Consider the following 26,322-nt stretch of genomic DNA (forward strand, 5'->3'; position numbering starts at 1 on the left):
ATAACGACCAGACCCTGGCGCCGCGCACGGCCGCCTTGCAATCGGGCACATCCCGTTTTCGAAACTGTTCGCGGTCGACAGACCGATTCCCCTACTGGAGTTGATCATGCCGTATCAGCACATTAAGGTCCCGGCTAGCGGTGAGAGGATCACCGTCAATCCGGATTTCTCGCTCAATGTCTCCGATCAGCCGATCATTCCTTACATCGAGGGCGACGGCACGGGCGTCGACATCACGCCGGTCATGCTCAAGGTGGTCGACGCGGCGGTCCAGAAAGCCTACGCGGGCAAGCGCAAGATCCACTGGATGGAGATCTACGCAGGCGAGAAGGCCACGCGCGTGTATGGCCCCGACGTATGGCTGCCCGACGAGACGCTCGACGCCGTGAAGGAATATGTCGTGTCGATCAAGGGTCCGCTCACGACGCCAGTGGGCGGCGGCATCCGTTCGCTGAACGTGGCGATGCGCCAGCAGCTCGACCTCTATGTATGCCTGCGTCCCGTGCAGTACTTCAAGGGCGTGCCGTCGCCCGTGCGCGCGCCGGAGAAGGTCAACATGGTGATCTTCCGCGAGAATTCGGAAGACATTTACGCGGGTATCGAGTGGCCTGCCGAGTCGGAAGGCGCGAAGAAGCTCATCAAGTTCCTGCGCGAGGAAATGGGCGTTTCCAAGATCCGCTTCCCGGACAGCTCGGGTCTCGGCATCAAGCCGGTTTCGCGGGAAGGCACGGAGCGTCTCGTGCGCAAGGCGATCCAGTACGCGATCGACAACGAGCGCCGTTCAGTGACGCTCGTGCACAAGGGCAACATCATGAAGTTCACCGAAGGCGCATTCCGCGACTACGGCTATGCGCTCGCGCAGAAGGAATTCGGGGCGGAACTCATCGACGGTGGTCCGTGGATGAAGGTCAAGAACCCGAAGACGGGCGGCGACATCGTGATCAAGGACGTGATCGCCGACGCGTTCCTCCAGCAGATTCTGCTGCGCCCGGCCGAGTACGACGTGATCGCCACGCTGAATCTGAACGGCGACTACATCTCGGACGCACTGGCTGCGCAGGTGGGCGGCATCGGCATTGCGCCCGGCGCCAACCTGTCGGACTCGGTGGCAATGTTCGAGGCGACGCACGGCACGGCGCCGAAGTACGCGGGCAAGGATTACGTGAATCCGGGCTCGGAGATTCTTTCGGCGGAAATGATGCTGCGCCACCTCGGCTGGACTGAGGCGGCGGATCTCATCATCGCTTCGATGGAGAAGTCGATTCTGCAAAAGCGTGTGACGTACGACTTCGCGCGGCTCATGGAGGGCGCGACGCAGGTGTCGTGCTCCGCATTCGGGCAGGTGATGATCGACAATATGTAGGCGTAGTCCAGCAGGTTCGCGCAGCAACGTAAAAACCCCGACGGGCCCGTAAAGGCCATCGGGGTTTTTTGCATTGACCTGCCGGAAAATTATTCCGATTGATTCGATATGCGAATTGATGCGGAGAGTGACATCCGCTACTCGCTCAGGCGCGTAATTTTCTGCCCTTGTACGCCGAGTCCGGCCATCAGACCGGACTGGCCGTAAATGAACGCGTAAATATCGGAGCGCCCGGTGGTGGTGGTGAGGTCCTTGGCCATGCCGGAATCGGCGACCACGACGCTCGGCCCCACGCCGACCGACCAGCCATCGGAGCTATCGAGATACTGCATCGACTCGCGCGTCATCATGAACATGGCTTCGGAGAAGTTCTGGGCGCCGGCCTGCAGACCCCACGAGACCGCGCTGGAGTTGTAGTAACCCAGCACCTTGCCTTCCGCCGAGAACAGCACGCCGTTGCCGCTCGATCCGCCGACCAGCAAGCCCGCCTTCAGCACCTGCGGAAAGACCAGAATGCCGGCGGACTTCGAGCCCAGCGCCCGTGCGCCCGGTGTTGTCTCGTAAAGCGTATGCAAGGCCTGGCGCGCGGACTGCTCGAGTTGCGCGCGCGACGACGCTTCGCTGACTGCGGACGTGGGTGCGGCGGTCAGTGTGGTCGAACAGGCGGCGATGAGCAGGGGCGAAAGCAGGGCCGCGACGCGTACGGATTTCAATGACATGGTGAGTGATGCTCCGTTTTCTTTTGTGGGAAGCGTTCATCGGCGCATTGCGCTTGCGCAGTGCCGGCGAAGCTGCAGCGATCTTATCGAGCACTCCTACCTGTTTCTTTGTCGTACTCATGGCATGCCGTGTGATGTGGTGCGCGCAGCGACGACGACTGTGCGTTATCATGACGCCCATCAATTCAGTTCATTCGCCGTCTCGTTTCGCATGACTTTTCTGTGTCGCTTCCTCGTCGCTGGTCTGCTCGCGCTTCTTGCCATGAGCGGCGCCAGCGCGTGCGAGCCCATGCAGCGAGACGCGAACTCATCGCCGGTTTCGCATGTTGCGCATCGGGCTGCTGCGGCGGACGATCATTGCGGCGTCGCAGAGCCGCCAAGCACGCATGGCCGCTGCGCCGGCCATGCGAGCGATTGCGCTGCGAGCTGCTGTGGACATTGCGCCGCGCCGCCTCTCGGCGCGCGCATCGGTACGGGCGTGCCCGAGCGCTCCCCACGCTCTGCGCCTGCCGCTGCACTGCGCGCGGGCATCACCCACGCGCCGCTGTTGCCGCCTCCCATCGTCTGAACGCGGGCGCTTCGCCTCATGGGCGGAAGCGGCCCGATGCAGGTCCGAGAGGATTCGTCGTGCGGTGAGCGCACGCGAAGCCCATGACCACATGCGCGGCGCGCTGTCATTGCGCGTCGCGTCGTCAGGTGTGTTTGAGGAATTCATCGATGAAACGCAGAACTTTTTTGTCCGGCGCATTGAGCGCGGCCACGGCGTCGCTGTTTGCGCGCGTGGCGCTGGCCCAGCAGAGCGGCCATGCGATGTCCGGCATGTCCGGCATGAGCGGGATGTCCGGCGCGATAATGCACGCGCCGACGCCGCTCGCGGCAGCCGATGCGTTGCCCGCCGGCGCGCCGCTGGCGACGTTGCGAACGCTGGCGAACGAGAGCCGCGAAGCAGGCCATTTTCGTGCGACGCTGATCGCGAGGCCCGTGACGCGGCCCTTGCTCGCTGGGCAGCCGGCTACCACTTTCTGGCAATACGATCCGGGGAATCAGACCGATAAGGCCGATGACGCCGGCCCCGGCGTCGGTCCGTTGATCGAGGTGCAGGAAGGCGACACCGTCGAGATCGGCTTCGTCAACCGGTTGCCGCAGCCGTCCACGATTCATTGGCACGGTTTGCCCGTGCCGCCCGATCAGGACGGCAACCCCATGAACCTCGTGGCGCCAGGCGACGAACGCGTCTACCGGTTCACGCTGCCCAAGGGGAGCGCCGGCACCTACTGGTATCACCCGCATCCGCACATGCACACGGCCGAGCAGGTGTTTCGCGGGCTCGCGGGTCCCATCGTCGTGCGCGCCGCGAGCGATCCGCTTGCGGCTTGGCCGGAGCGCCATCTGTTCGTATCCGACCTCAAGCTTGCTGCTGACGGCACGATTTCCGAGAACGGCATGATGGACTGGATGAACGGTCGGGAAGGCCAGTTCGTGCTCGTGAACGGCGCGCGTGAGCCGCGCATCGACGTGGTGCGCGACGAGCGCTGGCGTGTCTGGAACGGCTGCAGCGCGCGCTATCTGCTGCTGGCGTTCGATGATGGCCGTGCGTTCGCGCAGGTCGGCACCGACGGCGGCCTGCTTGCCGCGCCGCGCGAGGGCGTGACTTCGCTGCTGCTCGCGCCGGGTGAGCGCGCGGAACTGATCGTGCGCGCGGGCGAGGGCGCGTCACGCGCGCGCTTGATGGCCGCGCAGTACGACCGGCGCAAGATGGCGATGTCGCACGGCAGCCTGCCGCCCACGCCATCGGCCGTATTGGCCCAGGTGCAATTCGCGCCGCATGGCGCGGCGGCGGCATTGCCTGCGCAGTTGCGCACGATCGAACCGTTGGCGCCGCGCGGCAAGACCACGGCTGCGCTCACGCAAAAATCCGTGGTGCTCAGCGAAGTCATGGACATGCATGCGATGCACCAGCCGGGGGCGTCAAAATCGGGCATGCCGCGCGGTATGCAATTCATGATCAACGGCACAACCTACGATCCCGAGCGCATCACGCTTACGAGCCGCCGCGGCGAAGTCGAGCATTGGACGATTGCGAATCGCACGGACATGGATCATCCGTTCCATCTGCACGGTACGCAGTTCCAGGTAATGTCGCGCGAGACGGGCGCCAAGCGCGTGGACGAGCCGTATCTCGCATGGCGCGACACGGTCAACGTGAAACCCGGGGAAAGCGTGCATTTTGCGACCGTGCAGGACGTCGCGGGCGAGCGCATGTTCCATTGCCATATCCTCGAGCATGAGGACCTCGGCATGATGGGCACGCTGCGCGTGGTCTAGCGAAAAATCGTCCGCCCAAAAAGAAACCCGGCCGAAGCCGGGTTTCTCAGGTACAGATACCGAACAGGTCAGGCAGCTGCCTGAATGTTCGATGCCTGCTTACCCTTCGGGCCTTGCACGACCTCGAAGCTCACCTTCTGACCTTCTTTGAGGGTCTTGAAGCCATTCATCTGGATGGCCGAAAAGTGAGCGAACAGATCCTCGCCGCCTTCGTCCGGCGTGATGAATCCGAAACCCTTCGCGTCGTTGAACCACTTAACCGTACCGGTTGCCATACCAACTTCCCCTGTAACTCATGTCACTACCACGAGCAGTTCGAAAAGCTAAACGATCGCAGAGTGCGAACGCCCCCTCTCACAAGCTCACCAACGGCATTTTTTCGAAAATATAGGCGGTTGAAAAAAGTGCCAGCTTGATTGTTGGGGCTCTTTATTCTGCTGTCAAGAATATTTTGAGACGTTATCTGACGCGTTGTAAAGAGCACATTCCAGGGTTTTTCCGGCTTTTCTTGCGACTCTGTCTGGCCGAAATCGTAGGCAGTTGTCGATGCACTCATCCGGTTCGTTTTTTATCCAGTCGGAGTTGCGCGAGCTGTCTTGAAAAGTCGCATAATCGACTCACATGGGATGCACCGCAGCACGAAACCTGCGGACGTGCGTGCGCAGGCCTACAGTGGCTGCCCACGTGGGCACGCAGGTTGTGCGATACTCGATTCGACGGTGGCCCGAAAGCTGCTGGCAGAATGGTTCGAACCGGCCCCGCAGCCGGGCGCCCGCGAAAGTACGGCTTGAGGTACGGATTGGGCGAGGCTGATCGAGTCCGGGAAAACGGGGCTGCGCCGGGATTGTCCGCACGGCGCCGCAGCCCGGTTCACCGGACGGCCGGTCGGGTTTCGGCAGGATTGCGGGCCTGTCCGAGTTGTTTAGAATGGGTGTATGGCGATTATCCCGGACAAGCAGGATTCAACCGTAGTGGAGCGGCAGGAGCAAAAGGTCAAACCGCCCTCCATGTACAAGGTCGTGCTGATGAACGACGACTACACGCCGATGGAATTCGTCGTGATGGTCGTGCAGGAATATTTCAATAAGGACCGCGAGACCGCAACACAAATCATGTTGAAGGTGCATCGCGAGGGCAGGGGCGTTTGTGGGGTCTATACGCGGGACATCGCGTCGACCAAGGTCGAGCAAGTCGTTACCCACGCGCGGCAAGCGGGGCACCCGCTGCAGTGTGTGATGGAGGAAGCATGATTGCCCAGGAACTGGAAGTCAGCCTGCACATGGCGTTCATGGAAGCACGTCAGGCGCGGCATGAGTTCATTACGGTCGAGCATCTTTTGCTCGCGCTGCTGGATAACCCAACAGCTGCGGAAGTGCTGCGAGCGTGCGCTGCGAATATCGAAGACCTGCGACAGAACCTGCGCAACTTTATTCACGACAACACTCCTACGGTTCCCGGCACGGATGACGTCGATACGCAGCCGACGCTCGGGTTCCAGCGCGTGATCCAGCGCGCGATCATGCACGTCCAGTCCACCTCCAACGGCAAGAAGGAAGTGACGGGCGCGAACGTGCTGGTCGCGATCTTCGGCGAGAAGGATTCGCACGCGGTGTACTACCTGCAACAGCAGGGCGTCACGCGTCTGGACGTGGTGAATTTCATTTCGCACGGCATCGCGAAGACCGGCAGCGGCGAAGCCGCCAAGGCCAGCGAGGCGAACGCCGAAGCCGAAGACGCGGCAGGCCAGAAGGAAACCCCGCTCGCCCAGTTCACGCAGAACCTGAACCAGATGGCGAAGGATGGCCGCATCGATCCGCTGATCGGGCGCGAGCTCGAAGTCGAGCGCGTGGTGCAGGTGCTGTGCCGCCGCCGCAAGAACAATCCGCTGCTCGTGGGCGAAGCGGGCGTGGGCAAGACTGCCATCGCCGAAGGCCTCGCCTGGCGCATCACGCGCGGCGAAGTGCCGGACATTCTCGCGGACGCACAGGTCTACTCGCTGGACATGGGCGCGCTGCTGGCGGGCACCAAATATCGCGGCGACTTTGAGCAGCGTCTGAAGACCGTGCTCAAGGAACTCAAGGAGCGTCCGCACGCGATTCTCTTCATCGACGAGATCCATACGCTGATTGGCGCGGGCGCCGCGTCGGGCGGCACGCTCGATGCTTCGAACCTGCTCAAGCCGGCGCTTTCGTCGGGCACGCTCAAGTGCATCGGCGCGACCACCTTCACGGAATATCGTGGCATCTTCGAGAAAGACGCGGCGCTGTCGCGGCGTTTCCAGAAGGTGGACGTGGTCGAGCCGACCGTGGAGCAGACGGTTGCCATCCTGCGCGGGCTCAAGTCGCGTTTCGAGGAGCACCATGGCGTGAAGTATTCGTCGGGCGCTTTGAACGCAGCGGCCGAGTTGTCGGCGCGCTTCATCACCGACCGTCATTTGCCTGACAAGGCAATCGACGTGATCGACGAAGCGGGCGCGGCGCAGCGCATCCTGCCGAAGTCGAAGCAGAAGAAGACCATCGGCAAGAGCGAGATCGAGGAGATCATCTCGAAGATCGCGCGCGTGCCGGCGCAAAGCGTCTCGCAAGACGATCGCTCGAAGCTGCAAACGCTCGACCGCGATCTGAAGGCGGTGGTGTTCGGACAGGACCCGGCTATCGACGCGCTTTCGGCCTCGATCAAGATGGCGCGCGCGGGTCTGGGCAAGACCGACAAGCCGATCGGCTCGTTCCTGTTCTCCGGCCCCACGGGTGTCGGCAAGACCGAAGTGGCGCGCCAACTGGCGTTCACGCTCGGCATCGAGCTGATCCGCTTCGACATGTCGGAGTACATGGAGCGCCATGCGGTGAGCCGCCTGATCGGCGCGCCGCCGGGCTACGTAGGGTTTGATCAGGGCGGTCTGCTCACCGAAGCCGTCACGAAGAAGCCGCACTGCGTGCTGCTGCTCGACGAAATCGAGAAAGCGCACCCGGACATCTTCAACGTGCTGCTGCAGGTGATGGACCACGGCACGCTGACCGACAACAACGGCCGCAAGGCAGACTTCCGCAACGTCATCATCATCATGACGACGAATGCGGGCGCCGACACGATGAACAAGTCGACGATCGGTTTCACGACCCGGCGCGAGCAGGGCGACGAAATGGCCGACATCAAGCGGCTGTTCACGCCCGAGTTCCGCAACCGGCTCGATGCGACGATCAGCTTCCGTGCGCTCGATGAGGAAATCATCATGCGCGTGGTCGACAAGTTCCTCATGCAACTGGAAGACCAACTGCATGAGAAGAAGGTCGACGCGCTCTTCACCGATGCGCTGCGCAAGCATCTGGCCAAGCATGGCTTCGACCCGCTGATGGGGGCGCGGCCGATGCAGCGCCTGATCCAGGACACGATCCGCCGTGCGCTCGCCGACGAACTGCTGTTCGGCAAGCTCATGAATGGTGGCCGCGTGACCGTGGATGTCGACGCCGAGGACAAGATCCAGCTCACGTTCGACGCGCAACCCGCACCGCGCAATCCGGAAGCCGTGGAAGTCGAATAAGCACTGCTTGCCGCTAACGCACGACGGCGTAGCCCTTTACGGGTTACGCCGTTTTATTTCGAGACCAAAGAATCAGGAATCCGAAATGATTTATGCGGTCTTCGAGGTGCGTGCAACGCCACAAAGTAAAATAGGCGTTCATTCACAGCGTCAGCGCAAAGCAGGGGTGCAATAGTGGTACCACGTAAATCGGGCGCGTTCGACTCCATCGTCGAGCGCGAGCAGGGGCTGCGCCAGGGCTTGTCCGCGGGCCAGATGACGATGATCGCCATCGGCGGAGCGGTGGGCACCGGGCTCTTTCTCGGCAGCGGCTTCGCCATCGGCTTTGCCGGGCCGGGCGTGCTCGTGTCCTATGCGATTGGCGCGCTGATCGCGCTGTTGCTGATGGGCGCGCTGGCCGAGATGACCGTCGCGCACCCGACCTCCGGTTCGTTCGGCGCCTATGCGGAGCACTATATCGGCCCGCTGGCCGGCTTCGTCGTGCGCTACGCGTACTGGTCCGCCTACGTGCTGGCCGTGGGCACTGAAGTCGCGGCCATCGCCATCTACATGAAGTTCTGGCTGCCGCACGTGCCGGGGCTCTACTGGATTGTCGGCTTCTCGGCGGCGTTGATCGCCGTGAACGCCATGAGCGTGCGGGCCTACGGCACCATCGAGTATCTCTTTTCCAGTCTCAAGATCGCGGCGATCGTCGCGTTCATCGTGCTCGGCGCGTGGTTCGTGTGGCGCGCGCCCGCCAGTTCGGGCGTGGGGTTCTCGAACTATACGTCGCACGGCGGGCTGCTGCCCAAGGGCTGGTGGGGCGTGTGGGTGGGCACGATCGTTTCGCTTTTCAGCTACCTCGGCGTGGAAACCATCGCGGTTGCCGCAGCGGAGGCCAAAGACCCGGCGCGTGCCGTCACCCGGGCGTTCCGCGCGACGGTGCTGCGCCTCGTGCTGTTCTATCTGCTCACGCTCGCGCTGATGCTCGCCATCGTCCCCTGGACCGAGGCGGGCGGCAACGAGAGCCCGTTCGTGAAGGTGATAGCCGAAACCGGCGTGCCGTACGCGGCCGGGGCGATCAACTTTATCGTGCTTGTGGCCGCGCTCTCGGCCATGAACAGCCAGCTTTACATCACCACGCGCATGATGTTCAGTCTCTCGCGTGCGGGCTACGCACCTGCGGTGTTCGGGCGCCTCACGCCCAATGGCGTACCGACCGCGGCGCTCTCGCTGTCGACCATCGGCATCGCCGTGGCGGCCGTGCTCAACGCGCTTTGGCCGCAGGCGGCGTTCACGCTGATGATGTCGATCGCGATGTTCGGCGCAATGTTTACGTGGTTCATGATCTTCGTGACGCAAATTTTCTTCCGCGTGCGTCGCGCGCGCGACGGGAGCTCGCCGCTCGCATTCCGCATGTGGGGCTTTCCGTTCACGAGCGTGCTGGGAGCGCTGCTGATGCTCGGCATTCTGGTCGGCACGGCGTTCACGCGCGAATTCCGCATGACGCTCGCATATGGGCTCGGGTTTCTCGCGGTGCTCGTGGCGGCATATGCGCTATGGTATCGCCGCAGGCAGCCCGCCGCACGGGCTCAGGAGTCGCTGTGAACGCAAAAAAAGCACGCCGTGAGCGTGCTTTTTTGTTGCTGAGGGGCGCACCGGATTGGGGCCAGGCGCGTTTGGGCGGCGCTCAGAGCTTAGTGCTTGCCCGTGCTGCCGAAGCCGCCTGCGCCGCGCTCGCTTTGCTCGAAGTCGTCGACGATATTGAACTGCGCCTGCACCACCGGCACGATCACGAGTTGCGCGAGACGCTCCATCGGATTGAGCGTGAAAGTGGTGTGGCCGCGGTTCCAGGTGGAGATCATCAGCTCGCCCTGGTAGTCGGAGTCGATCAGACCAACGAGATTGCCGAGCACGATGCCGTGCTTGTGGCCGAGACCCGAGCGCGGCAGGATCAGCGCCGCGTATCCGGGGTCGGCCAGGTGGATCGCGAGACCGGTCGGCACGAGCTTCGTTTCGCCGGGTTCGAGCGTGATTGGCGTGTCGAGGCAGGCGCGCAGGTCGAGGCCGGCGCTGCCCGGCGTGGCGTAGTGGGGCAGTTGGTCGCGCATGCGTTCGTTCAGGATCTTGATGTCGATTTTCATGAGGCTCCGATTCGATCGGGGTCAGGGTTGGGTCGGCGTTGAGTCCGGGTTGGATCGGTTCCGAGGCAACTGGAAGGCCTCGGCGAGAAGTTCGTAGGAGCGCAGGCGCGCCTCGTAGCTGCCCGCGACGGTCAGCACGACGAGTTCATCGGCGCGAAAGCTGTCCTTGAGCGCGTGCAGGCGCTCGGTGACGCGTTCGGGCGTGCCGATGATGCTGCGCGGCTTTTCGCGGTCGATCACGATCTGTTCGCGTTCGCCGTATTCCTGCGCGCGGCCCTGCTCGAGACTCGGAATGGGCGCGTTCAGGCCGTAGGCCATCTGCACGCGGCGCAGGTCGACGGCCTTTTCGAGGTCGGCGGCTTCGGCATCGGTGTCGGCGCAGATGACGAATACCGCGCACGCGAGATACGGCTTTGGTTCGTGGCCGGGCTGGAAGCTGTCGCGGTAGGCGTTGGCCACCAGGTGCCCGAAGTGCGCGTTGATGAAATGCGCGAACGAGAAACGCAGCCCGAGCTGCGCAGCCAGCGCGCCGCCGAAGTCGCTCGAACCCAGCACCCAGAGCTGCGGCCGCGTGGCGATTTGCGGCTGCAGCGCCACGCCGTGCGCGAGGTGGTCGGCGGCGAGCGTGCCGTCCATCAGGCCGACGAGATCCTGCACCTGCTGCGTAAACTGATCGCCGCGATTGTAGGCACCTGCTGCAACGGCCTGAGCGGTGCGCATGTCGCCACCGGGCGCACGGCCCACGCCCAGATCGACCCGCCCCGGGAACAGCGCTTCGAGCATCATGAACTGCTCGGCGACCTTGAACGGGCTGTAGTAGGGCAGCATGATGCCGCCCGAGCCGATGCGGATGCGTTGGGTCACGCTGCCCAGGCGCGCGAGCATGACTTCGGGGGCGGGGTTGCATACACCCAGCAGGCCATGGTGCTCGGCGCACCAGTAACGCGTGTAGCCGAGGTCGTCGGCGAGTTGCGCGAGTTCGACGGTGGCGGCGATGGCGTCCGCCGCGGTGTGCCCGGCAATCACGGGCGACTGGTCCAGCACGGAAAGCAGTGTCATGGCAGTACTGCTCCTTCACTTCGTTCGCGGCGCGGCGCGTCAGCGCCCGAGGGCGCCGGCGTGCGCGTCACGAGATGATGCTCGGGTCCGGCAGACGCCGCGCGATTTCGGCGATCAGCGTCTGCGCGAGCGCCTGCTTGGCCGCGCGCGGCAGCGGCGTGCGGCCGGCGGCTTCGAACAGCACGACTTCGTTCTCGTCCTGGCCGAAGGTCAGCGGGCCGAGGTTGCCGATCAGGAGCGGCACGTTCTTGCGCGCGCGCTTTTCTGCGCCGTGCACCTCGAGGTCGCCGCTTTCGGCCGCGAAGCCCACGCAGTACGGCGGATTCGGCATGGCCGCGACCGACGCCAGAATGTCGGGGTTCTCGACGAAACTGAACGTCGGCATGCGGTGCTCGGCCGTCTTCTTGATCTTGTGCGCGGCAACGCGATCGACGCGCCAGTCGGCCACCGCGGCCACGCCGATGAAGACATCGGCATCGCTTGCTTCGCGCATCACGGCGTCGTACATCTGCTGCGCGGTCTGCACGTCTTCGCGCCGGACGCCCCACGGCGTGGGCAGCGCAACGGGGCCCGCGACCAGATGCACTTCGGCGCCGGCTTGCTGCGCCGCGCGCGCGAGCGCGAAGCCCATCTTGCCGCTCGAGCGGTTCGTGATGCCGCGCACCGGGTCGAGCGGCTCGAAGGTCGGTCCGGCCGTGATCAGCAGCTTGCGGCCTGCCAGCACCTTGGGCGCGAAGAAGGCGACGATGGCCTCGTAAATGGCTTCCGGCTCCAGCATGCGCCCGTCGCCGACCTCGCCGCAAGCCTGCGGGCCGGAGTCGGGGCCGAGCGTTTCCACGCCGTCCGCGCGCAGTTGCGCGACGTTGCGTTGCGTGGCCGGCTTGTTCCACATCTGCCGGTTCATGGCCGGCACGACCAGCAGCGGGCAGTCGCGCGCGACGCACAGCGTGGCGAGCAGGTCGTCGGCGAAACCGTTGGCGAGTTTGGCGATGAAGTCGGTGGAGGCGGGCGCGATGACGATGGCGTCCGCTTCGCGCGAGAGGTCGATGTGCGCCATGTTGTTGGGCACGCGGCCGTCCCACTGGCTCGTGTAGACGGGGCGGCCAGAGAGCGCCTGCATCGTGACCGGCGTGATGAACTGGGTGGCCGCCTCGGTCATCACGACCTGCACGTTCGCGCCGGCCTTGGTCAGGAGGCGCGTGAGCTCGGCGATCTTGTAGCAGGCGATGCCGCCTGTCATGCCGAGCACGAGGTGGCGGCCGGCCAGCTCGCCTTCGATTGCAGCGGAGGTGTTCAAATCAAGTCTCCAGTCTCGGGCTGGCGCGCTCAATGCGACTTGCGCACGCGCCGCAATTCGTCGAACACCAGCAAGATGGCGCCCACGGTGATCGCGCTGTCGGCAACGTTGAACGCCGGCCAGTGCGACGAGCCCAGATGGAAGTCGAGGAAGTCGATCACATGGCCGTACATCAGGCGGTCGATCACATTGCCTAACGCGCCGCCGAGTATTAGCGCGAGCGCGGTGCAAAAGAGGCGCTGCCCCGCGTGGCGCTTGAGCAGGTAGCCGATCACGATGGCCGCGACCACGCCGAGCGCCGTGAATGCCCAGCGCTGCCAGCCGCCCGCCGCCGCAAGGAAGCTGAACGCGGCGCCCTTGTTGTAGACCAGCACGAGATTGAAGAAGGGCGTGACCACGCGGCCTTCTCCATAGCTGAACATCCGCGAGATGGCGATCTTCGTGAGCTGGTCGGCGAGGATCACGATCACCGCGATGCCGAGCCACGGCGCAAGCATGCCGCGCGCGCCGCTCGACTTCGACTGTTTCGGCAGGGTCGTTTTGGCCATTATGCCGCGCTCCGCGCTTCGCCGTTGCCGAACAGATTGGCCACGCAGCGCCCGCACAGGCCCGGGTGCCCGGCGTTCGCGCCGACGTCCTCGCAGTAGTGCCAGCAGCGCTCGCACTTGAGGTACTTCGAGGTGACGACTTCGACGCCTTCGTCGGCTTCGCTCTCGACCTTCACGACTTCGGCCGCCGAGGTGATCAGCACGAACTTGAGGTCTTCGCCCAGCGAGGCGAGTGCATCGTAACGCGCGCCGCTCGCCAGAATGCGCACCTCAGCCTGCAGCGACGAGCCGATCTGGTTCGCCACGCGCGCCTCTTCGAGCGCCTTCGTCACGTTGCCGCGCACTTCGCGCAGGAGCGTCCACTTGGCGATCAGCTCAGGCGCCTCTCCGATATCCGGGAACGCGTGGAACGTCTCGGTGAAGATGGTCGTGCTTTGCGGCTGGAACACCTTCCAGGCTTCCTCGGCCGTGAACGAGAGGAACGGCGCGAGGATGCGCAGGAGGCTGTGCGTGATGTGGTGCAGCGCGGTCTGCGCGGCGCGGCGCGCGGCCGAATCGGGCGCGCTGGTGTACAGGCGGTCCTTGAGCACGTCCAGATAGAAGCCGCCCATGTCTTCCGAGCAGAACGTCTGCAGCTTTGCCACGACCGGGTGGAACTCGTAGCGGTCGTAGTGCGCGAGCACGTCGTTTTGCAGCGTGTGCGTGAGCGCCACGGCGTAACGGTCGATTTCGAGCCACTGGTCGGCGGGTAGCGCATGCTTTTCGAAGTCGAAGTCCGACAGGTTCGAGAGCAGGAAGCGCAGCGTGTTGCGGATGCGGCGATAGCCTTCCGTCACGCGCTTGAGAATCTCTTCGGAGATCGCCAGCTCGCCCGAATAGTCGGTCGAGGCAATCCACAGGCGGATGATTTCCGCGCCCAGGCGGTTCGCGACCTCATGCGGGTCGACGCCGTTGCCGAGCGACTTCGACATCTTGCGGCCTTCGCCGTCGACCGTGAAGCCGTGCGTGAGCAGCGCGTTGTAAGGCGGGCGGCCATCGAGCATCGAAGCCGTGAGCAGCGACGAGTGGAACCAGCCGCGGTGCTGATCCGAGCCTTCGAGATACAGGTCGGCCGGGAACTGGAGCTCGTCCTTGTGCGAGCCGCGCAGCACGTGCCAGTGCGTCGTGCCCGAGTCGAACCACACGTCGAGCGTGTCGCGGTTCTTTTCGTACATATTGGCGTCGTCGCCGATCAGCTCGCGCGCGTCGAGCGTCTGCCAGGCTTCGATGCCTTCCTTCTCCACGCGCTTCGCGACTTCTTCGAGCAGCTCCAGCGTGCGCGGATGCAGCTCGCCGGTTTCCTTGTGCACGAAGAACGCCATCGGCACGCCCCATTGGCGCTGGCGCGAGAGCGTCCAGTCGGGGCGGTTCGCGATCATCGAGTAGAGGCGCTGCTTGCCCCACGACGGGTAGAACGCGGTCGCCTCGATGCCTTCGAGCGCCGTCTCGCGCAGGGTCTTGCCGCCGTCCTTCGGGGTGACGTCCATGCCCGCGAACCACTGCGAGGTGGCGCGGTAGATGATGGGCGTCTTGTGGCGCCAGCAGTGCATGTAGCTGTGCACGTACTTCTCGCTGCGCAGCAGGGTGCCGGCGGCGTCGAGCGCGTCGACGATCTTCGGGTTCGCGGCCCAGATGGTGAGCCCGCCGAACAGCGGCAGCGATTCGATATAGCGGCCATCGCCCATCACCGGGCTGATGATGTCCGAGTCGGCCATGTTGTGCGCCTTGCACGACACGAAGTCTTCCACGCCGTAAGCGGGCGCCGAGTGCACGATGCCCGTGCCGGTGTCGGTCGTGACGTAATCGCCGAGATAGATCGGCGAAGTGCGCTTGTAGCCCGGATGTGCCGAAGCGAGCGGGTGGTTGAATCGCAGGAGCGAGAGCTTCTCGCCCTTCGTCGTGGCGACGATCTTGCCGGTCAGGCCGAAGTCCTTCATGCAGGCTTCGACGCGCTCGACAGCCAGGATCAGCAGGCCGCGCTCGGTGTCGACGAGCGCGTAGTCGATCTCCGGATGCACGTTGAGCGCCTGGTTCGACGGAATGGTCCACGGCGTGGTGGTCCAGATCACGATGCCGCCTTCCTCGCGCGGCAGGGCCGCGAGGCCGAACACGGCTGCCGTCTGCTCGGGTTGCGCGAACGGGAACAGCACGTCGATGGTCGGATCGGTCTTGTCCTTGTACTCGACCTCGGCCTCGGCGAGGGCCGAGCCGCAGTCGAAGCACCAGTTCACGGGCTTCAGGCCCCGGAACACGTAGCCTTTCTCGATGATCTTCGCGAGCGCACGGATCTCGTTCGCCTCGTTCACGAAGTTCATGGTCTTGTACGGGTTGTCCCAGTCGCCGAGGACGCCCAGGCGCTTGAAGCCGGCCTTCTGCGTCTCGATCTGGCCGGCCGCGTACTCGCGCGCCTTCTTCATCACTTCCTGGGCCGGCAGCGACTTGCCGAACTGCTTCTCGATCTGGATTTCGATCGGCATGCCGTGGCAGTCCCAGCCCGGCACGTAGACGGCGTCGTAGCCGGCGAGATTACGCGCCTTGACGATCATGTCCTTGAGGATCTTGTTGACCGCGTGGCCCAGGTGGATGTCGCCGTTCGCATACGGCGGACCGTCGTGCAGGATGAACTTCTTGCGGCCCTTCGAGGCCTCGCGGATCTGCTTGTAGATGCCTTTTTCTTCCCACTCCTTGACCCATTGCGGCTCGCGCTTGGGCAGGTCGCCGCGCATCGGGAACGGGGTGTCCAGAAGATTGACGGGGTACTTCGATTCGGACTTCTGCGCGGCTTTGCCGGAGGATGCTTTCTTGTCGCTCATGGTGAGATCACGTGGAATTCGGGGGATGCCTGGCGTCAGCATTGCGGTGGTGCCGCGCAACTGTCGCCTTGGGCGCCGCTTACCGCCGAGGCGGCGGCGCCGTGGGGGGGAGCGGCCCGCGCGCGCCGCGGTCTAGCCTTGCTGGACGAGACGCGCGCGCGGGCCGCGGCTTACCTAATTCGGTCGGTGGCCGAGGTGGCGAAGCCGGTGGAGCGGCTGCCGGCCACGCTGGCGCCCGCGGCGGCGAACCACGCGCGGGTGTTCGCCACGTCGCGTGCAATCGCGGCGGTGAGCGTTTCGAGGTCGGCGAACTTCTCCTCGTCGCGCAGCTTCTTGAGGAACTCGACGCGCACGAGCTTGCCGTAGGCGTCGCCATGCCAGTCGAGCAGATGCACTTCGAGCAGCACGCGGCCCGTGTCGTCGACGGTCGGGCGCACGCCGAGGCTCGCGACGCCAGGCAGCGGCTCGTCGGCGATGCCGTGCACCTGCACGACGAAGATGCCCTTGAGCGCCGGGCGCTTATGGCCGATCGGCAGGTTCAGCGTGGGAAAGCCGAGATCGCGGCCGAGCTTCAGGCCGTGCGTGACGTGCCCGCTGATCGCGTAGCCACAGCCGAGCGACGCGCGTGCGGCGTCCAGGTCGCCCGCCGCGAGCTGGGCGCGCACGGCGGAGCTGGAGATGCGCACGCCCGAGGGGTCGGCCACGGTGGCCATCTGCTCGACTTCGAAGCCGTGCTGCGCGCCGGCGGCCTGGAGCGCGGCGAAGTCGCCCGCGCGCTTCGCGCCGTAGCGGAAGTCGTCGCCGATCATCATCCAGCGCGCGTGCAGGCCGCCGACGATGATGCGCTCAACGAACGTCTCGGGCGACTGGCTCGCGAATGTGTGGTTGAAATGCTCGACCACGACGCGGTCCACGCCGTTCTCGCGCAGCGCTTCGAGCTTGTCGCGCAGCATGGCAATGCGCGGCGGGGCGCCGGCCGGATTGAAGAACTCGCGTGGATGCGGCTCGAAGGTCATCACGCAGACGGGCAGGCCGCGCGCGTTGGCGGCCTCGCGCACGCGCGCAAGCAACGCTTGATGTCCGCGGTGGACACCGTCGAAGTTGCCGATGGTAAGCGCGCAGGGCGCGCGACTTTCAGCGTTGGGAAGACCGCGGAAGACTCTCACGATAGCGGAACCTGGAGGAACCCGAAGGAACCTGGAAAAGTGCGCGCGGGCCATGCGCGCCGATCAATACCGGTGATGCGGCCATGGCCGCGACTAAACAGGAGATTATAAACGCACGGGGCGACGATCGCCGCCGCGCGAGCGTCGGATGCCCGCCCCGATGATAAAATCCGCGGATGAAAAATCTCGTCATCCTGATTTCCGGGCGGGGCAGCAACATGGAGGCTATCGTGCGCGCGTGCGCAAACGAAGCCTGGCCGGCGCGCATCGCCGCCGTGGTTGCCAACCGCCCCGACGCCGCGGGCCTTGCGTTCGCCGCGTCGCACGGCATTGCCACGGCGGTCGTCGACCACTGCCAGTACCCCGACCGCGCCTCGTTCGACACGGCGCTCGCTCAGGTCATCGACAGCCACGCGCCGGACCTCGTCGTGCTCGCGGGCTTCATGCGCGTGCTCACCGAGGGCTTCGTGCAGCGTTATTCGGGTCGCATGCTCAATATTCATCCCTCGCTGCTGCCGAGCTTTCCGGGCTTGAAGACGCACGAGAAGGCGATTGACGCGGGCTGCCGCGTGCATGGCGCCACGGTCCATTTCGTCACGCCCACGCTCGACCATGGTCCGATCGTGATGCAGTCGGCCGTGCCGGTGCGCACGGGCGACGACGCCGCGGCGCTCGCCGCGCGCGTGCTCAAGACCGAGCACGTGATTTATCCGCGTGCGGTGCGCTGGTTCGTCGAAGGGCGCCTCGCGCTCGATGGCGAGCGCGTGACGCTCACGCCGCCCGAGGCGCAATGGCTCTTCCTTGACGAGACCAGCGTGGAAGAAAACGCAAAAACAGGCGCACAAGCCGTAAAAGCAGGCGCACCAACACACGCCGGGGAGGGCGCATGAGATTGCATGGTTTCCTGATCGGACAGACCGAGACGTTGCTGGCCGACGTGCTCAAGTTCACGGGTCCCGCTGATGCCGTGACGAGCCGCTTCTTTCGCGAGCACCCGAAGCTCGGCCATGCCGAGCGCGGCGTGATCGCCGAGGCGGTGTTCGCCGTGCTGCGCCGGCGCATGGAGTTCGCGCATCTGGCAGAGAGCGGCACCGGCAGCCCGACGCGGCGCCTTGCGCTGCTCGGCCTGATGGCGACGGCCGGGCGCTCGGCGATTCGCCCGTTCGTGTCCGACGCCGAGGCAAGCTGGCTCGAGCACGTCGCGAAGATCGACCCGGCGAGCCTGCCGCAGCGCGTGCAGCTCAATTTGCCCGAGTGGATCATGAAAGCGCTGGAAACGCGCTTTGACCCGGCCGAGCTCGCGCAACTGGCAGCCGCGCTGAATTATCCGGCGCCGCTCGATCTGCGCGCGAACCCCATCAAGGCGAACCGCGACGAGCTGCTGCGCGCGCTGGCCGCGGCCGGCATCGAGGCCGGCGAGACGCCGTTCGCGCCGTTCGGCGTGCGCGTGACGGGCAAGCCTGCGCTGGCGAAGCTCGACGCGTTCAAGGAAGGCTGGTTCGAGGTGCAGGACGAGGGCAGCCAGCTGCTGTGCTCGCTCGTGGCGCCCCGCCGTGGCGAGATGGTGGTGGACTTCTGCGCGGGTGCGGGTGGCAAGACACTCGCGCTGGGCGCGATGATGCGCTCGACGGGCCGCCTCTATGCGTTCGACATTTCCGAACGGCGCCTCGCGAAGCTCAAGCCGCGCCTCGCGCGCAGCGGCTTGTCGAACGTGAATCCGGTGCTGATCGACAGCGAGCACGACGCCAAGATCAAGCGGCTCATCGGCAAGATCGACCGCGTGCTCGTGGATGCACCGTGCTCGGGTCTCGGCACCCTGCGCCGCAATCCCGACCTCAAGTGGCGCCAGTCGCCGGAGTCGATCGCCGAGCTCGCGCCCAAGCAGCTTTCGATTCTCACGAGCGCGGCGCGGCTGCTCAAGCGCGGCGGCCGCCTCGTCTATGCGACCTGCAGCATTCTCGAAGCCGAGAACGAAGCGGTCGTGAAGCAGTTCCTGGAAGCCCATCCCGACTTCGTGCTGGTAAGCGCGCGCGACGTGCTCGCGGACCAGCGCGTGGGCCTCGACACCGGCGAATATCTCTCGATGTGGCCGCACCGCCATGCGACGGACGGTTTCTTTGCGGCCGTGCTGGAGCGCCGCGGCGAAGCGCAGCCGAAGACGAAGCAGGCCGGCGCCGCCACGACGCCGGACGAGGCTGCCGCCGTGACCGAAGCCGCCGACGCTATCGCGAAGGCGCAGCAGTCGGAAGCCGACGAGCCGGACGCGGCGCTGAAGTAAGCGAACGGTTAGAGGCAGATCGCGCGGGGCCGTCCGGTGGAGCTGGACGGCCCCGCGTCATTTCAGGCTCTTTTTGCGGCTTTCCTTGAGCGGCATGCATGGCGACGCGCAGCGCCGAGGGGTTACGATCAGCGCCTCTTTTGCACATTGTTGCACCGCATGAACAGCAGCCTTTCGTCACTGATCAATCGCGCCGCCTCGCTCTTCGTGCTGCCGCAAACGCGCTGGCAACTCCTGATCCTTGCTGGCTTGCTCGTGGTTGCCTGGACGCTTGCCTTGCTGGCGCGGCGGTTTTTCCAGCGGCGGGCGCCTGGGCAGCGAGACGGGCGGCACTTTGGAATGGAAAGCCTTTACCGGGCCATTTTCTGGCTGTGCGCTGCCGCGCTGATCGTGCCGGTCCGGCAGCTCGCGCGGCCCTTCATGTCGACGGCGCTGCTCGATCTCGCACTGGTTCCCTTGGTCGGTATCGGCCTGATCTATCTGGCTTTCTTTCTCCTGCGACGGGTGTTCGGGCGCGACCGGCGCACGCGCAGGCTGCTCGTGGTGAGCGAAGGCATCACAACCATCGTCGTGTGGGTCGGCGTGCTGTTGCGCGTGCTGGGCCTCGACGACGACGTCCTGCGCTGGTCATCCAACGTGCGGATCGCGGTCGGCCAGACGCATTTCACGTTGCTGGCAGTCGCACAGGCCATGCTCTCCGTGAGCGTGATGCTCGTTCTGGCGCTGTGGATCGGGATTGCCTTCGAGGACCGCATCATGCGCTCGCCGAAGCTCGACGCGAATCTGAAGGTTTTTTCGGTTCGCGTGGGGCGCGGGGCATTCGTACTGACGGCGATCGTGATGAGCCTGTCGATGGTCGGCATCGACCTGACCGTGCTGGGCGTATTCAGCGGGGCGCTCGGCGTGGGTCTTGGCTTCGGGTTGCAGAAAATCGCCAGCAACTATGTATCGGGCTTCATTGTGCTGGCGGACCGGTCGTTGCGTATTGGCGACACCATCAGCGTGGGTGGAATTCAGGGCCGGGTCACGCAGATCCGCCGCCGTTACACGGTCGTGCGCAGCCTCGACGGCATCGAGACGCTGATCCCCAACGAAAAGCTGATTACCGACGTGGTGCAGAATCACTCGTCTTATTTGACTCGGGGCTATGCGAAATTGTCCGTTCGGGTGGCGTACACATCGAACCTGGAACTGGCGCTGCAATTGCTCGCCCTTGCCGGGCAAGGCGTCAAACGAGTCTGCGCCGATCCGGTGCCGACGGCCGCTCTGGTCGAGTTCGGAAGCGACGGGGCGTTGCTGGAACTGGCGTTCTGGATCGAGGATGCGGCGATCGGTACGACCGGCGTGCGTTCGGATGTGAACCGCAACGTGTGGCGGCTATTCGGTGAGCACGGGATCGCCATTCCGCCGGCGCAGCGTGATGTGCGCCTTGTCCATCGGCCGATGCCCGCGCCGGGTAACGTCGCCCTGGCCACTTGAGGTTACTTGCGGCAACTTAAGGCCAGGTTAAGGCGCAGCTGCGATCCTGTGGCTGCCAGACGCGGCGGCAAACGATGAAATGGGGTTCGAAGGCTGGGGAAAGTCTCGGACAGGTGTGACAAACAGCCTCAAATGTGTGTCCGGCAATTGACGTCGCGGCCATTTGGGAAAAAAATCTCTATTTGTTACAAACACTTGGAACGGTTCTAGTAGAATGCCGTCCAACCCCTCCTGGCCGCTTTCATTTTCTTGACATCGGCGCGGGCCTGAAAGGCCGGTGCGCTTCGTTTCACGGGTAAAAACCTTGTTGAATTCCCTGCTTGATTTCCTTGCCCACGGGATGCTGCATTTCTCGTGGTGGCAGATCCTGCTGTTCGTGGCTGTGGTCACCCACATCACGATCATTGGCGTGACGGTGTATCTGCACCGCTGCCAGGCGCACCGCGCGCTCGACCTGCACCCCATTGCCAGCCACTTCTTCCGTTTCTGGCTGTGGATGACCACGGGCATGCTCACGGGGCAGTGGGCGGCCATCCATCGCAAGCACCACGCCAAGTGCGAGACCGAAGAGGATCCGCACAGCCCGCAAACGCGCGGCCTCTGGAAGGTGCTGCTCGAAGGCGCCGAACTCTATCGCGCCGAAGCGAAAAACGAAGAAACGCTGCGCCGCTTCAGCCACGGCACGCCCAACGACTGGATGGAGCGCAACGTCTACACGCGCTTCCCGATCCTCGGCGTGAGCATCATGATGGTGATCGACGTTGCGCTGTTCGGCGTGGTCGGTCTTACGGTGTGGGCCGTGCAGATGGCCTGGATCCCGTTCTGGGCCGCCGGCGTCGTGAACGGCCTTGGCCACTTCTGGGGCTATCGCAACTTCAATTCGTCGGATGCGAGCACGAACCTGCTGCCGATCGGCATCATCATCGGCGGCGAGGAACTGCATAACAACCACCACACCTTTGCGACCTCCGCGAAGCTCTCGAACAAGTGGTACGAGTTCGACATCGGCTGGATGTACATCCGCATGATGCAGGCAGTCGGTCTTGCCAAGGTCAAGAAGGTCGCGCCCACGCCGCGCCTCACCAAGGGCAAGCTCGTGGCCGACCACGAGACGCTCCAGGCCGTGCTTTCGAACCGCTACGAAGTGATGGCGCGTTACGCGAAGGCCGTGAAGCTGGCGTATCGCCAGGAGCTCGCGCACCTGAAGGAGGTGGGCGAGCGCGAGAAGTACAAGCTCATGCGCGGCGCGCGCAACTGGTTCGACAAGGAGGAGTCCAGCCTGAACGAACCGCAGAAGCGTCAATTGCCGCAGATCTTCGCGAATAGCCAGAAGCTGCGCACGTACATCGAACTGCGCAACGAACTATCGGCCATTTGGGAGCGCTCGAGCGCCTCGCGCGAGCAACTGCTGACGCAGCTCCAGGATTGGTGCCACCGCGCCGAGCAAAGCGGTATCAAGGCGCTTCAGGAGTTTGCGTCGCGTCTGCGCCGCTACGCCTGATTTCTCGCTGGTTTTTTCGGCCACTGCGTCCTGCGTGAGTCTCGAAAAAATCCATTAGAATTCAGGTACGTCACAAAACCCCGCGCTGGCGGGGTTTTTCTTTTGGGGCTGCGGAAAAAAGCCGGTGTCTTGCACCGGCCTGGGACTGCAGCGATCGGCAGGACCGTAACATGTGCATGGGGCCGGAGTAAGCGCTTTGCTCCCACTTTGGCCGACAGAGGAGATCATGAGTCAGGCAATCAGGAAGGTCGAGTACGACCGGCCGCAGGGTGCCGTCTGCGGCGTCGGGCAGGCGTGGGCGAAGGTGCCCGACGCACCCGGCGCAGCGGAGCGCGTTGCATTGAAGGAGCGCATTCGCGCATTGCTCAAGCGCGAAAAAGCGGTGCTCGTCGCGCACTATTATGTCGATCCTGAATTGCAGGAGCTGGCGGATGAAACGGGCGGCTGCGTAGCCGATTCGCTCGAGATGGCGCGTTTCGGCCGCGATCACGAGGCGCAGACACTTGTGGTGGCGGGCGTGCGCTTCATGGGAGAGACCGCGAAGATTCTGAGTCCCAACAAGCGCATCCTGATGCCGGACCTCGACGCGACTTGCTCGCTCGACCTCGGCTGCCCCGTCGATGAATTTTCCGCGTTCTGCGACGCGCATCCCGATCGCACCGTGGTGGTCTATGCAAACACCAGCGCGGCTGTGAAGGCTCGCGCGGACTGGATGGTGACTTCCTCGATCGGCCTGGAGATCGTCGCTCATCTGCACGCGAAGGGCGAGAAGATCCTTTGGGCCCCTGATCGCCATCTGGGCAACTACATCCAGAAGAAGACCGGCGCCGACATGCTGCTGTGGCAGGGCTCGTGTCTCGTGCACGACGAATTCAAGGGCATTGAGCTCGATTTGCTGCGCGCCGAATATCCCGATGCCAAGGTGCTCGTGCACCCCGAATCGCCTGGGGCGGTTGTTGCGCTGGCGGACGTGGTCGGCTCGACCACGCAATTGATCGACGCTGCGGTGAAGCTCGATGCGCAGCGTTTCATCGTCGCGACCGATCTCGGCATCCTGCACAAGATGCGGCTCGCGGCGCCGGGCAAGATCTTCATCGAGGCGCCCACGGCCGGCAACAGCGCGACCTGCAAGAGCTGCGCGCATTGCCCGTGGATGGCCATGAACGGTCTCTCGAATCTCGCCGACGTGCTCGAGCGCGGCCACAACGAGATTTTCGTGGATGCTGCGATTGGCGAGCGGGCGCGCCTGCCGATCGACCGCATGCTCGCGTTCGCCGCCGAACACAAGCGCCGCGTGCAGGCGAGCGGCGACCTCGCGCGCGATACCGCACTGTTCTCGCAGGTGGGGGCGGCGTGATGACGAATTTGAAGGAAGGCGCGCGCGAATTGCGCGCAGCGGACGCCGTCGCGCCCGTGCTCGGCGAAGTCCGCGCGCAGTACGGCGCGGCGTTCGACGCCGCGATTGCGCGAAATGTGGCGGATGCGCTCGAGGAAGACGTCGGCCCGCTCGACCAGACGGGCCGTCTCGTGCCCGCGGACGAAGTGCGCGATGCGCGCATCATCGTGCGCGAGGACGCGGTGCTGTGCGGCGTGCTGTGGTTCGATGGCGTGGTGAAGCGCGTCGACCCGCGCATCGAGGTGCGCTGGCACTATCGCGAGGGCGAGCGCATGACGGCGGACAGCATTGTCTGCTCGTTGCGCGGCCCGGCGCGTGAGCTTCTCACGGCCGAGCGCAACGCGTTGAATTTCCTGCAACTGCTCTCGGGCGTGGCGACCGTGACCCGCCGCTACGTCGATATGATCGCGCACACGCAAACGCGCATTCTCGACACGCGCAAGACGCTGCCGGGCCTGCGCCTCGCGCAGAAGTACGCGGTGCGCGTGGGCGGCGGCGTGAACCAGCGCCTCGCGCTTTACGATGGCATTCTGATCAAGGAAAACCATATCGCGGCGGCCGGCGGTGTCGGCGCGGCGATGGACGCGGCGATCGCCCTGAATGCCGGCGTGCCGATCCAGATCGAAGTCGAGACGCTCGAACAGCTCGATGCGGCGCTCGCGCATGGCGCAAAGTCGGTGCTGCTCGACAACTTCTCGTTCGAGATGATGCGCGAGGCGGTCACGCGCACGGCGGGGCGCGCGGTGCTCGAAGTCTCGGGCGGCGTGAACTTCGATACGGTGCGCACGATTGCGGAGACGGGCGTGGATCGCGTTTCGATCGGCGCATTGACCAAGGACGTGCGGGCCACGGACTATTCGATGCGTATCGTCTGAGCGCGCTGCGTTCCACCAGTGCGGAACGAAAAAGGCCGCCTCGCGAGAGGCGGCCTTTTTGCTGGGCCGAAGGCTCTGTCGAGCCTTCGCTGCTTTACGACACGGTGCGATTGCGCACGCGCTCCGGCGAGAGTACGGTCGGCAGCGCCTTGGGCAGCGTGCCCGGCCAGTCGCGGCTGTAGTGCAGGCCGCGGCTCTCGCGGCGCGAGCGCGCGCTTTCGACGATCAGCGACGCCACGTCGACCAGATTGCGCAGCTCCAGCAGATCCCGCGTCACGCGGAAGTTCGCGTAGTACTCGAGGATCTCGTCGCGCAGGAGGGCGATGCGGTGCTGCGCGCGCTCGAGGCGCTTGTCGGTGCGCACGATGCCCACGTAGTTCCACATGAGGCGGCGCAGCTCGTCCCAGTTGTGAGCAACCACGACTTCCTCGTCGGAATCGGAGACGCGGCTTTCGTCCCAGTCGGGCAGCGGGGCGTGCGCGCCCGCGCTGAAGCCTTCGGCTTCGATCGCCTCGGCAGCCGAACGGCCGATCACGAGGCATTCGAGCAGCGAGTTGCTGGCGAGCCGGTTGGCGCCGTGCAGGCCCGTGTACGACGTCTCGCCAACCGCATAGAGCCCTGCGAGGTCGGTGCGCCCGGCCAGGTCGGTGACGACGCCGCCGCAGGTGTAGTGCGCAGCGGGCACGACCGGGATGGGCTCTTTGGCGATGTCGATGCCGAACTCGCGGCAGCGCGCGAGGATCGTCGGAAAGTGCTCTTCGAGGAACGCCAGCGGCTGATGGCTGATATCCAGATGCACGCAGTCGATGCCGTGTTTCTTGATCTCGAAGTCGATCGCGCGCGCGACGATATCGCGCGGCGCGAGCTCCGCGCGCGCGTCGTGCGCGGGCATGAAGCGCGTGCCGTCGGGCAGGCGCAGCACGCCGCCTTCGCCGCGTACGGCCTCGGAAATCAGGAAGGACTTGGCGTGTGGGTGGAACAGGCAAGTGGGGTGGAACTGGATGAACTCCATGTTCGCGACCCGGCAACCCGCGCGCCACGCCATGGCGATGCCGTCCCCGGTGGCCGTGTCGGGGTTGGTCGTGTAGAGGTAAACCTTGCCCGCGCCGCCCGTGGCCAGCACCGTATGCGGTGCCTGGATCGTCACCGTGCGGTCGTTCTGCAGATCGAGCGCGTAGAGTCCGTGGCAGCGGCGGCCCGGCAGGCCGAGGCGATCGGACGTGATGACGTCGATCGCCTGGTGATCTTCGAGGATTGTGATGTTCGGGTGCTGGCGGGCGCGTTCGAGCAGCGTTTGCACGACGGCATGGCCGGTGGCATCGGCGGCGTGAATGATGCGCCGGTGGCTATGGCCACCTTCGCGCGTGAGATGGAAGCCGAGTTCGGCGGCGGCGTCCTTGGTGAACGGCACCTCCTGGCCAATCAGCCACTCGATGGCCTCGCGGCCATGCTCGACGATATAGCGCGTGGCGGCTTCCTCGCACAGACCGCCGCCGGCGACGAGCGTGTCGTCGACGTGGTTTTCCACGCTGTCGGCCGAGTCGAGCACTGCGGCGATGCCGCCCTGCGCGCGGTCGCTTGCGCCCTCGGTCATGGCGCGCTTGGCGATCAATACCACGCGGCGCGAATCCGCGAGGTTCAGCGCAACACTTAGTCCCGCCAGTCCGCTGCCGACGATCGCTACATCGAAATTCATGGTCCTGCCTCTCCGTCTCTCGTGTTCTGCTCTGTCTGGTACCGCCCGAAGCCGCGCGGGAGCCGACTTTTGAAGATGGCGCGCCCGTGGGCGGCCGGTAAAGCGGG

General features: G+C 64.9%; 20 protein-coding genes. 11 read left to right on the plus strand and 9 right to left on the minus strand.

Features of this window, described 5'->3' with window-relative positions; translation table 11 throughout:
- Positions 1-106 precede the first annotated feature (106 nt).
- The gene (gene icd, locus PWP93_RS01480) at positions 107-1,363 is read left to right on the plus strand and encodes an NADP-dependent isocitrate dehydrogenase (RefSeq protein ID WP_421043205.1); all 1,257 of its coding nucleotides are present in this window, start codon (positions 107-109) and stop codon (positions 1,361-1,363) included.
- Between the two features lie 137 nt (positions 1,364-1,500).
- On the opposite strand, the gene PWP93_RS01485 is transcribed toward icd, so the two are convergent.
- Positions 1,501-2,082, minus strand: coding sequence for a YSC84-related protein (locus PWP93_RS01485; RefSeq protein ID WP_421043206.1), 582 nt, complete (start codon positions 2,080-2,082; stop codon positions 1,501-1,503).
- A gap of 717 nt (positions 2,083-2,799) precedes the next feature.
- Between PWP93_RS01485 and PWP93_RS01490 the strand changes: the two genes are divergently transcribed.
- Positions 2,800-4,407 carry a multicopper oxidase family protein gene (locus tag PWP93_RS01490; protein WP_421043207.1) on the plus strand — a complete coding sequence of 536 codons (1,608 nt, stop codon included), beginning with the start codon at positions 2,800-2,802 and terminating at the stop codon, positions 4,405-4,407.
- Positions 4,408-4,475: 68 nt separating this feature from the next.
- On the opposite strand, the gene cspD is transcribed toward PWP93_RS01490, so the two are convergent.
- Positions 4,476-4,682, minus strand: a complete 207-nt coding sequence (gene cspD, locus PWP93_RS01495; RefSeq protein WP_017776809.1) for a cold shock domain-containing protein CspD — start codon at positions 4,680-4,682, stop codon at positions 4,476-4,478.
- Between the two features lie 660 nt (positions 4,683-5,342).
- Here cspD and clpS point away from each other — a divergent pair.
- The 3 genes from clpS (at position 5,343) to PWP93_RS01510 (ending at position 9,532) form a co-directional block, all read left to right on the plus strand.
- The gene (clpS, locus tag PWP93_RS01500; protein ID WP_028205276.1) at positions 5,343-5,657 is read left to right on the plus strand and encodes an ATP-dependent Clp protease adapter ClpS; all 315 of its coding nucleotides are present in this window, start codon (positions 5,343-5,345) and stop codon (positions 5,655-5,657) included.
- A complete protein-coding gene (gene clpA / locus PWP93_RS01505; RefSeq protein WP_421024593.1) occupies positions 5,654-7,945 on the plus strand; it encodes an ATP-dependent Clp protease ATP-binding subunit ClpA in 2,292 nt (763 codons plus the stop codon). Before clpS ends, clpA begins: the two co-directional genes overlap by 4 nt.
- Positions 7,946-8,119: 174 nt before the next feature.
- On the plus strand, positions 8,120-9,532 hold the full coding sequence (locus PWP93_RS01510) for an amino acid permease (RefSeq protein WP_421043208.1): 1,413 nt from the start codon (positions 8,120-8,122) through the stop codon (positions 9,530-9,532).
- A gap of 89 nt (positions 9,533-9,621) precedes the next feature.
- On the opposite strand, the gene dut is transcribed toward PWP93_RS01510, so the two are convergent.
- From dut to PWP93_RS01540, 6 genes are all read right to left on the minus strand, one after another.
- Complete coding sequence (gene dut, locus PWP93_RS01515) at positions 9,622-10,068, minus strand: dUTP diphosphatase (RefSeq protein ID WP_413187094.1); 447 nt, start codon at positions 10,066-10,068, stop codon at positions 9,622-9,624.
- A 21-nt stretch (positions 10,069-10,089) separates the two neighbouring features.
- A complete protein-coding gene (locus PWP93_RS01520; RefSeq protein ID WP_421043209.1) occupies positions 10,090-11,127 on the minus strand; it encodes an LLM class flavin-dependent oxidoreductase in 1,038 nt (345 codons plus the stop codon).
- A 67-nt stretch (positions 11,128-11,194) separates the two neighbouring features.
- Positions 11,195-12,406 (minus strand): bifunctional phosphopantothenoylcysteine decarboxylase/phosphopantothenate--cysteine ligase CoaBC, encoded by a 1,212-nt coding sequence (gene coaBC, locus PWP93_RS01525; RefSeq protein ID WP_421044979.1) that lies wholly within the window; start codon positions 12,404-12,406, stop codon positions 11,195-11,197.
- 47 nt (positions 12,407-12,453) lie between these two features.
- Positions 12,454-12,972, minus strand: a complete 519-nt coding sequence (lspA, locus tag PWP93_RS01530; protein WP_421024588.1) for a signal peptidase II — start codon at positions 12,970-12,972, stop codon at positions 12,454-12,456.
- Positions 12,972-15,824 (minus strand): isoleucine--tRNA ligase, encoded by a 2,853-nt coding sequence (ileS, locus tag PWP93_RS01535; protein ID WP_421043210.1) that lies wholly within the window; start codon positions 15,822-15,824, stop codon positions 12,972-12,974. The genes lspA and ileS overlap by 1 nt, the downstream gene beginning before the upstream one ends.
- Positions 15,825-15,994: 170 nt before the next feature.
- Positions 15,995-16,990 (minus strand): bifunctional riboflavin kinase/FAD synthetase, encoded by a 996-nt coding sequence (locus PWP93_RS01540; protein ID WP_421043211.1) that lies wholly within the window; start codon positions 16,988-16,990, stop codon positions 15,995-15,997.
- Positions 16,991-17,166: 176 nt separating this feature from the next.
- On the opposite strand from PWP93_RS01540, the gene purN reads away from it, so the two are divergent.
- The 6 genes from purN to nadC all read left to right on the plus strand — a co-directional run bounded on the left by purN (position 17,167) and on the right by nadC (position 24,519).
- Positions 17,167-17,880, plus strand: a complete 714-nt coding sequence (purN, locus tag PWP93_RS01545) for a phosphoribosylglycinamide formyltransferase (RefSeq protein WP_421043212.1) — start codon at positions 17,167-17,169, stop codon at positions 17,878-17,880.
- Positions 17,877-19,268 (plus strand): RsmB/NOP family class I SAM-dependent RNA methyltransferase, encoded by a 1,392-nt coding sequence (locus PWP93_RS01550; RefSeq protein WP_421024584.1) that lies wholly within the window; start codon positions 17,877-17,879, stop codon positions 19,266-19,268. Before purN ends, PWP93_RS01550 begins: the two co-directional genes overlap by 4 nt.
- A 36-nt stretch (positions 19,269-19,304) precedes the next feature.
- Positions 19,305-20,747, plus strand: coding sequence for a mechanosensitive ion channel family protein (locus PWP93_RS01555; RefSeq protein ID WP_421043213.1), 1,443 nt, complete (start codon positions 19,305-19,307; stop codon positions 20,745-20,747).
- Between the two features lie 304 nt (positions 20,748-21,051).
- Positions 21,052-22,248: a DesA family fatty acid desaturase gene (locus PWP93_RS01560; protein WP_421043214.1), complete on the plus strand. Its 1,197-nt coding sequence runs from the start codon at positions 21,052-21,054 to the stop codon at positions 22,246-22,248.
- A 226-nt stretch (positions 22,249-22,474) separates the two neighbouring features.
- Positions 22,475-23,605, plus strand: coding sequence for a quinolinate synthase NadA (gene nadA / locus PWP93_RS01565; RefSeq protein ID WP_421043215.1), 1,131 nt, complete (start codon positions 22,475-22,477; stop codon positions 23,603-23,605).
- Positions 23,605-24,519: a carboxylating nicotinate-nucleotide diphosphorylase gene (gene nadC, locus PWP93_RS01570; protein WP_421044980.1), complete on the plus strand. Its 915-nt coding sequence runs from the start codon at positions 23,605-23,607 to the stop codon at positions 24,517-24,519. Before nadA ends, nadC begins: the two co-directional genes overlap by 1 nt.
- 94 nt (positions 24,520-24,613) lie before the next feature.
- Here nadC and nadB read toward each other — a convergent pair whose 3' ends face one another.
- A complete protein-coding gene (gene nadB, locus PWP93_RS01575) occupies positions 24,614-26,215 on the minus strand; it encodes an L-aspartate oxidase (protein WP_421043216.1) in 1,602 nt (533 codons plus the stop codon).
- Positions 26,216-26,322: the final 107 nt, after the last annotated feature.

The sequence above is a fragment of the Paraburkholderia sp. A1RI-2L genome, from assembly GCF_048957375.1.
Taxonomy (GTDB): Bacteria; Pseudomonadota; Gammaproteobacteria; order Burkholderiales; family Burkholderiaceae; genus Paraburkholderia.

Coding starts and splice junctions, on each gene's coding strand:
- icd (WP_421043205.1), top strand. CDS start 107: ATGCCGTATCAGCACATTAAGGTCCCGGCTAGCGGTGAGAGGATCACC.
- PWP93_RS01485 (WP_421043206.1), bottom strand. CDS start 2,082: ATGTCATTGAAATCCGTACGCGTCGCGGCCCTGCTTTCGCCCCTGCTC.
- PWP93_RS01490 (WP_421043207.1), top strand. CDS start 2,800: ATGAAACGCAGAACTTTTTTGTCCGGCGCATTGAGCGCGGCCACGGCG.
- cspD (WP_017776809.1), bottom strand. CDS start 4,682: ATGGCAACCGGTACGGTTAAGTGGTTCAACGACGCGAAGGGTTTCGGA.
- clpS (WP_028205276.1), top strand. CDS start 5,343: ATGGCGATTATCCCGGACAAGCAGGATTCAACCGTAGTGGAGCGGCAG.
- clpA (WP_421024593.1), top strand. CDS start 5,654: ATGATTGCCCAGGAACTGGAAGTCAGCCTGCACATGGCGTTCATGGAA.
- dut (WP_413187094.1), bottom strand. CDS start 10,068: ATGAAAATCGACATCAAGATCCTGAACGAACGCATGCGCGACCAACTG.
- PWP93_RS01520 (WP_421043209.1), bottom strand. CDS start 11,127: ATGACACTGCTTTCCGTGCTGGACCAGTCGCCCGTGATTGCCGGGCAC.
- lspA (WP_421024588.1), bottom strand. CDS start 12,972: ATGGCCAAAACGACCCTGCCGAAACAGTCGAAGTCGAGCGGCGCGCGC.
- ileS (WP_421043210.1), bottom strand. CDS start 15,824: ATGAGCGACAAGAAAGCATCCTCCGGCAAAGCCGCGCAGAAGTCCGAA.
- purN (WP_421043212.1), top strand. CDS start 17,167: ATGAAAAATCTCGTCATCCTGATTTCCGGGCGGGGCAGCAACATGGAG.
- PWP93_RS01550 (WP_421024584.1), top strand. CDS start 17,877: ATGAGATTGCATGGTTTCCTGATCGGACAGACCGAGACGTTGCTGGCC.
- nadA (WP_421043215.1), top strand. CDS start 22,475: ATGAGTCAGGCAATCAGGAAGGTCGAGTACGACCGGCCGCAGGGTGCC.
- nadC (WP_421044980.1), top strand. CDS start 23,605: ATGACGAATTTGAAGGAAGGCGCGCGCGAATTGCGCGCAGCGGACGCC.
- nadB (WP_421043216.1), bottom strand. CDS start 26,215: ATGAATTTCGATGTAGCGATCGTCGGCAGCGGACTGGCGGGACTAAGT.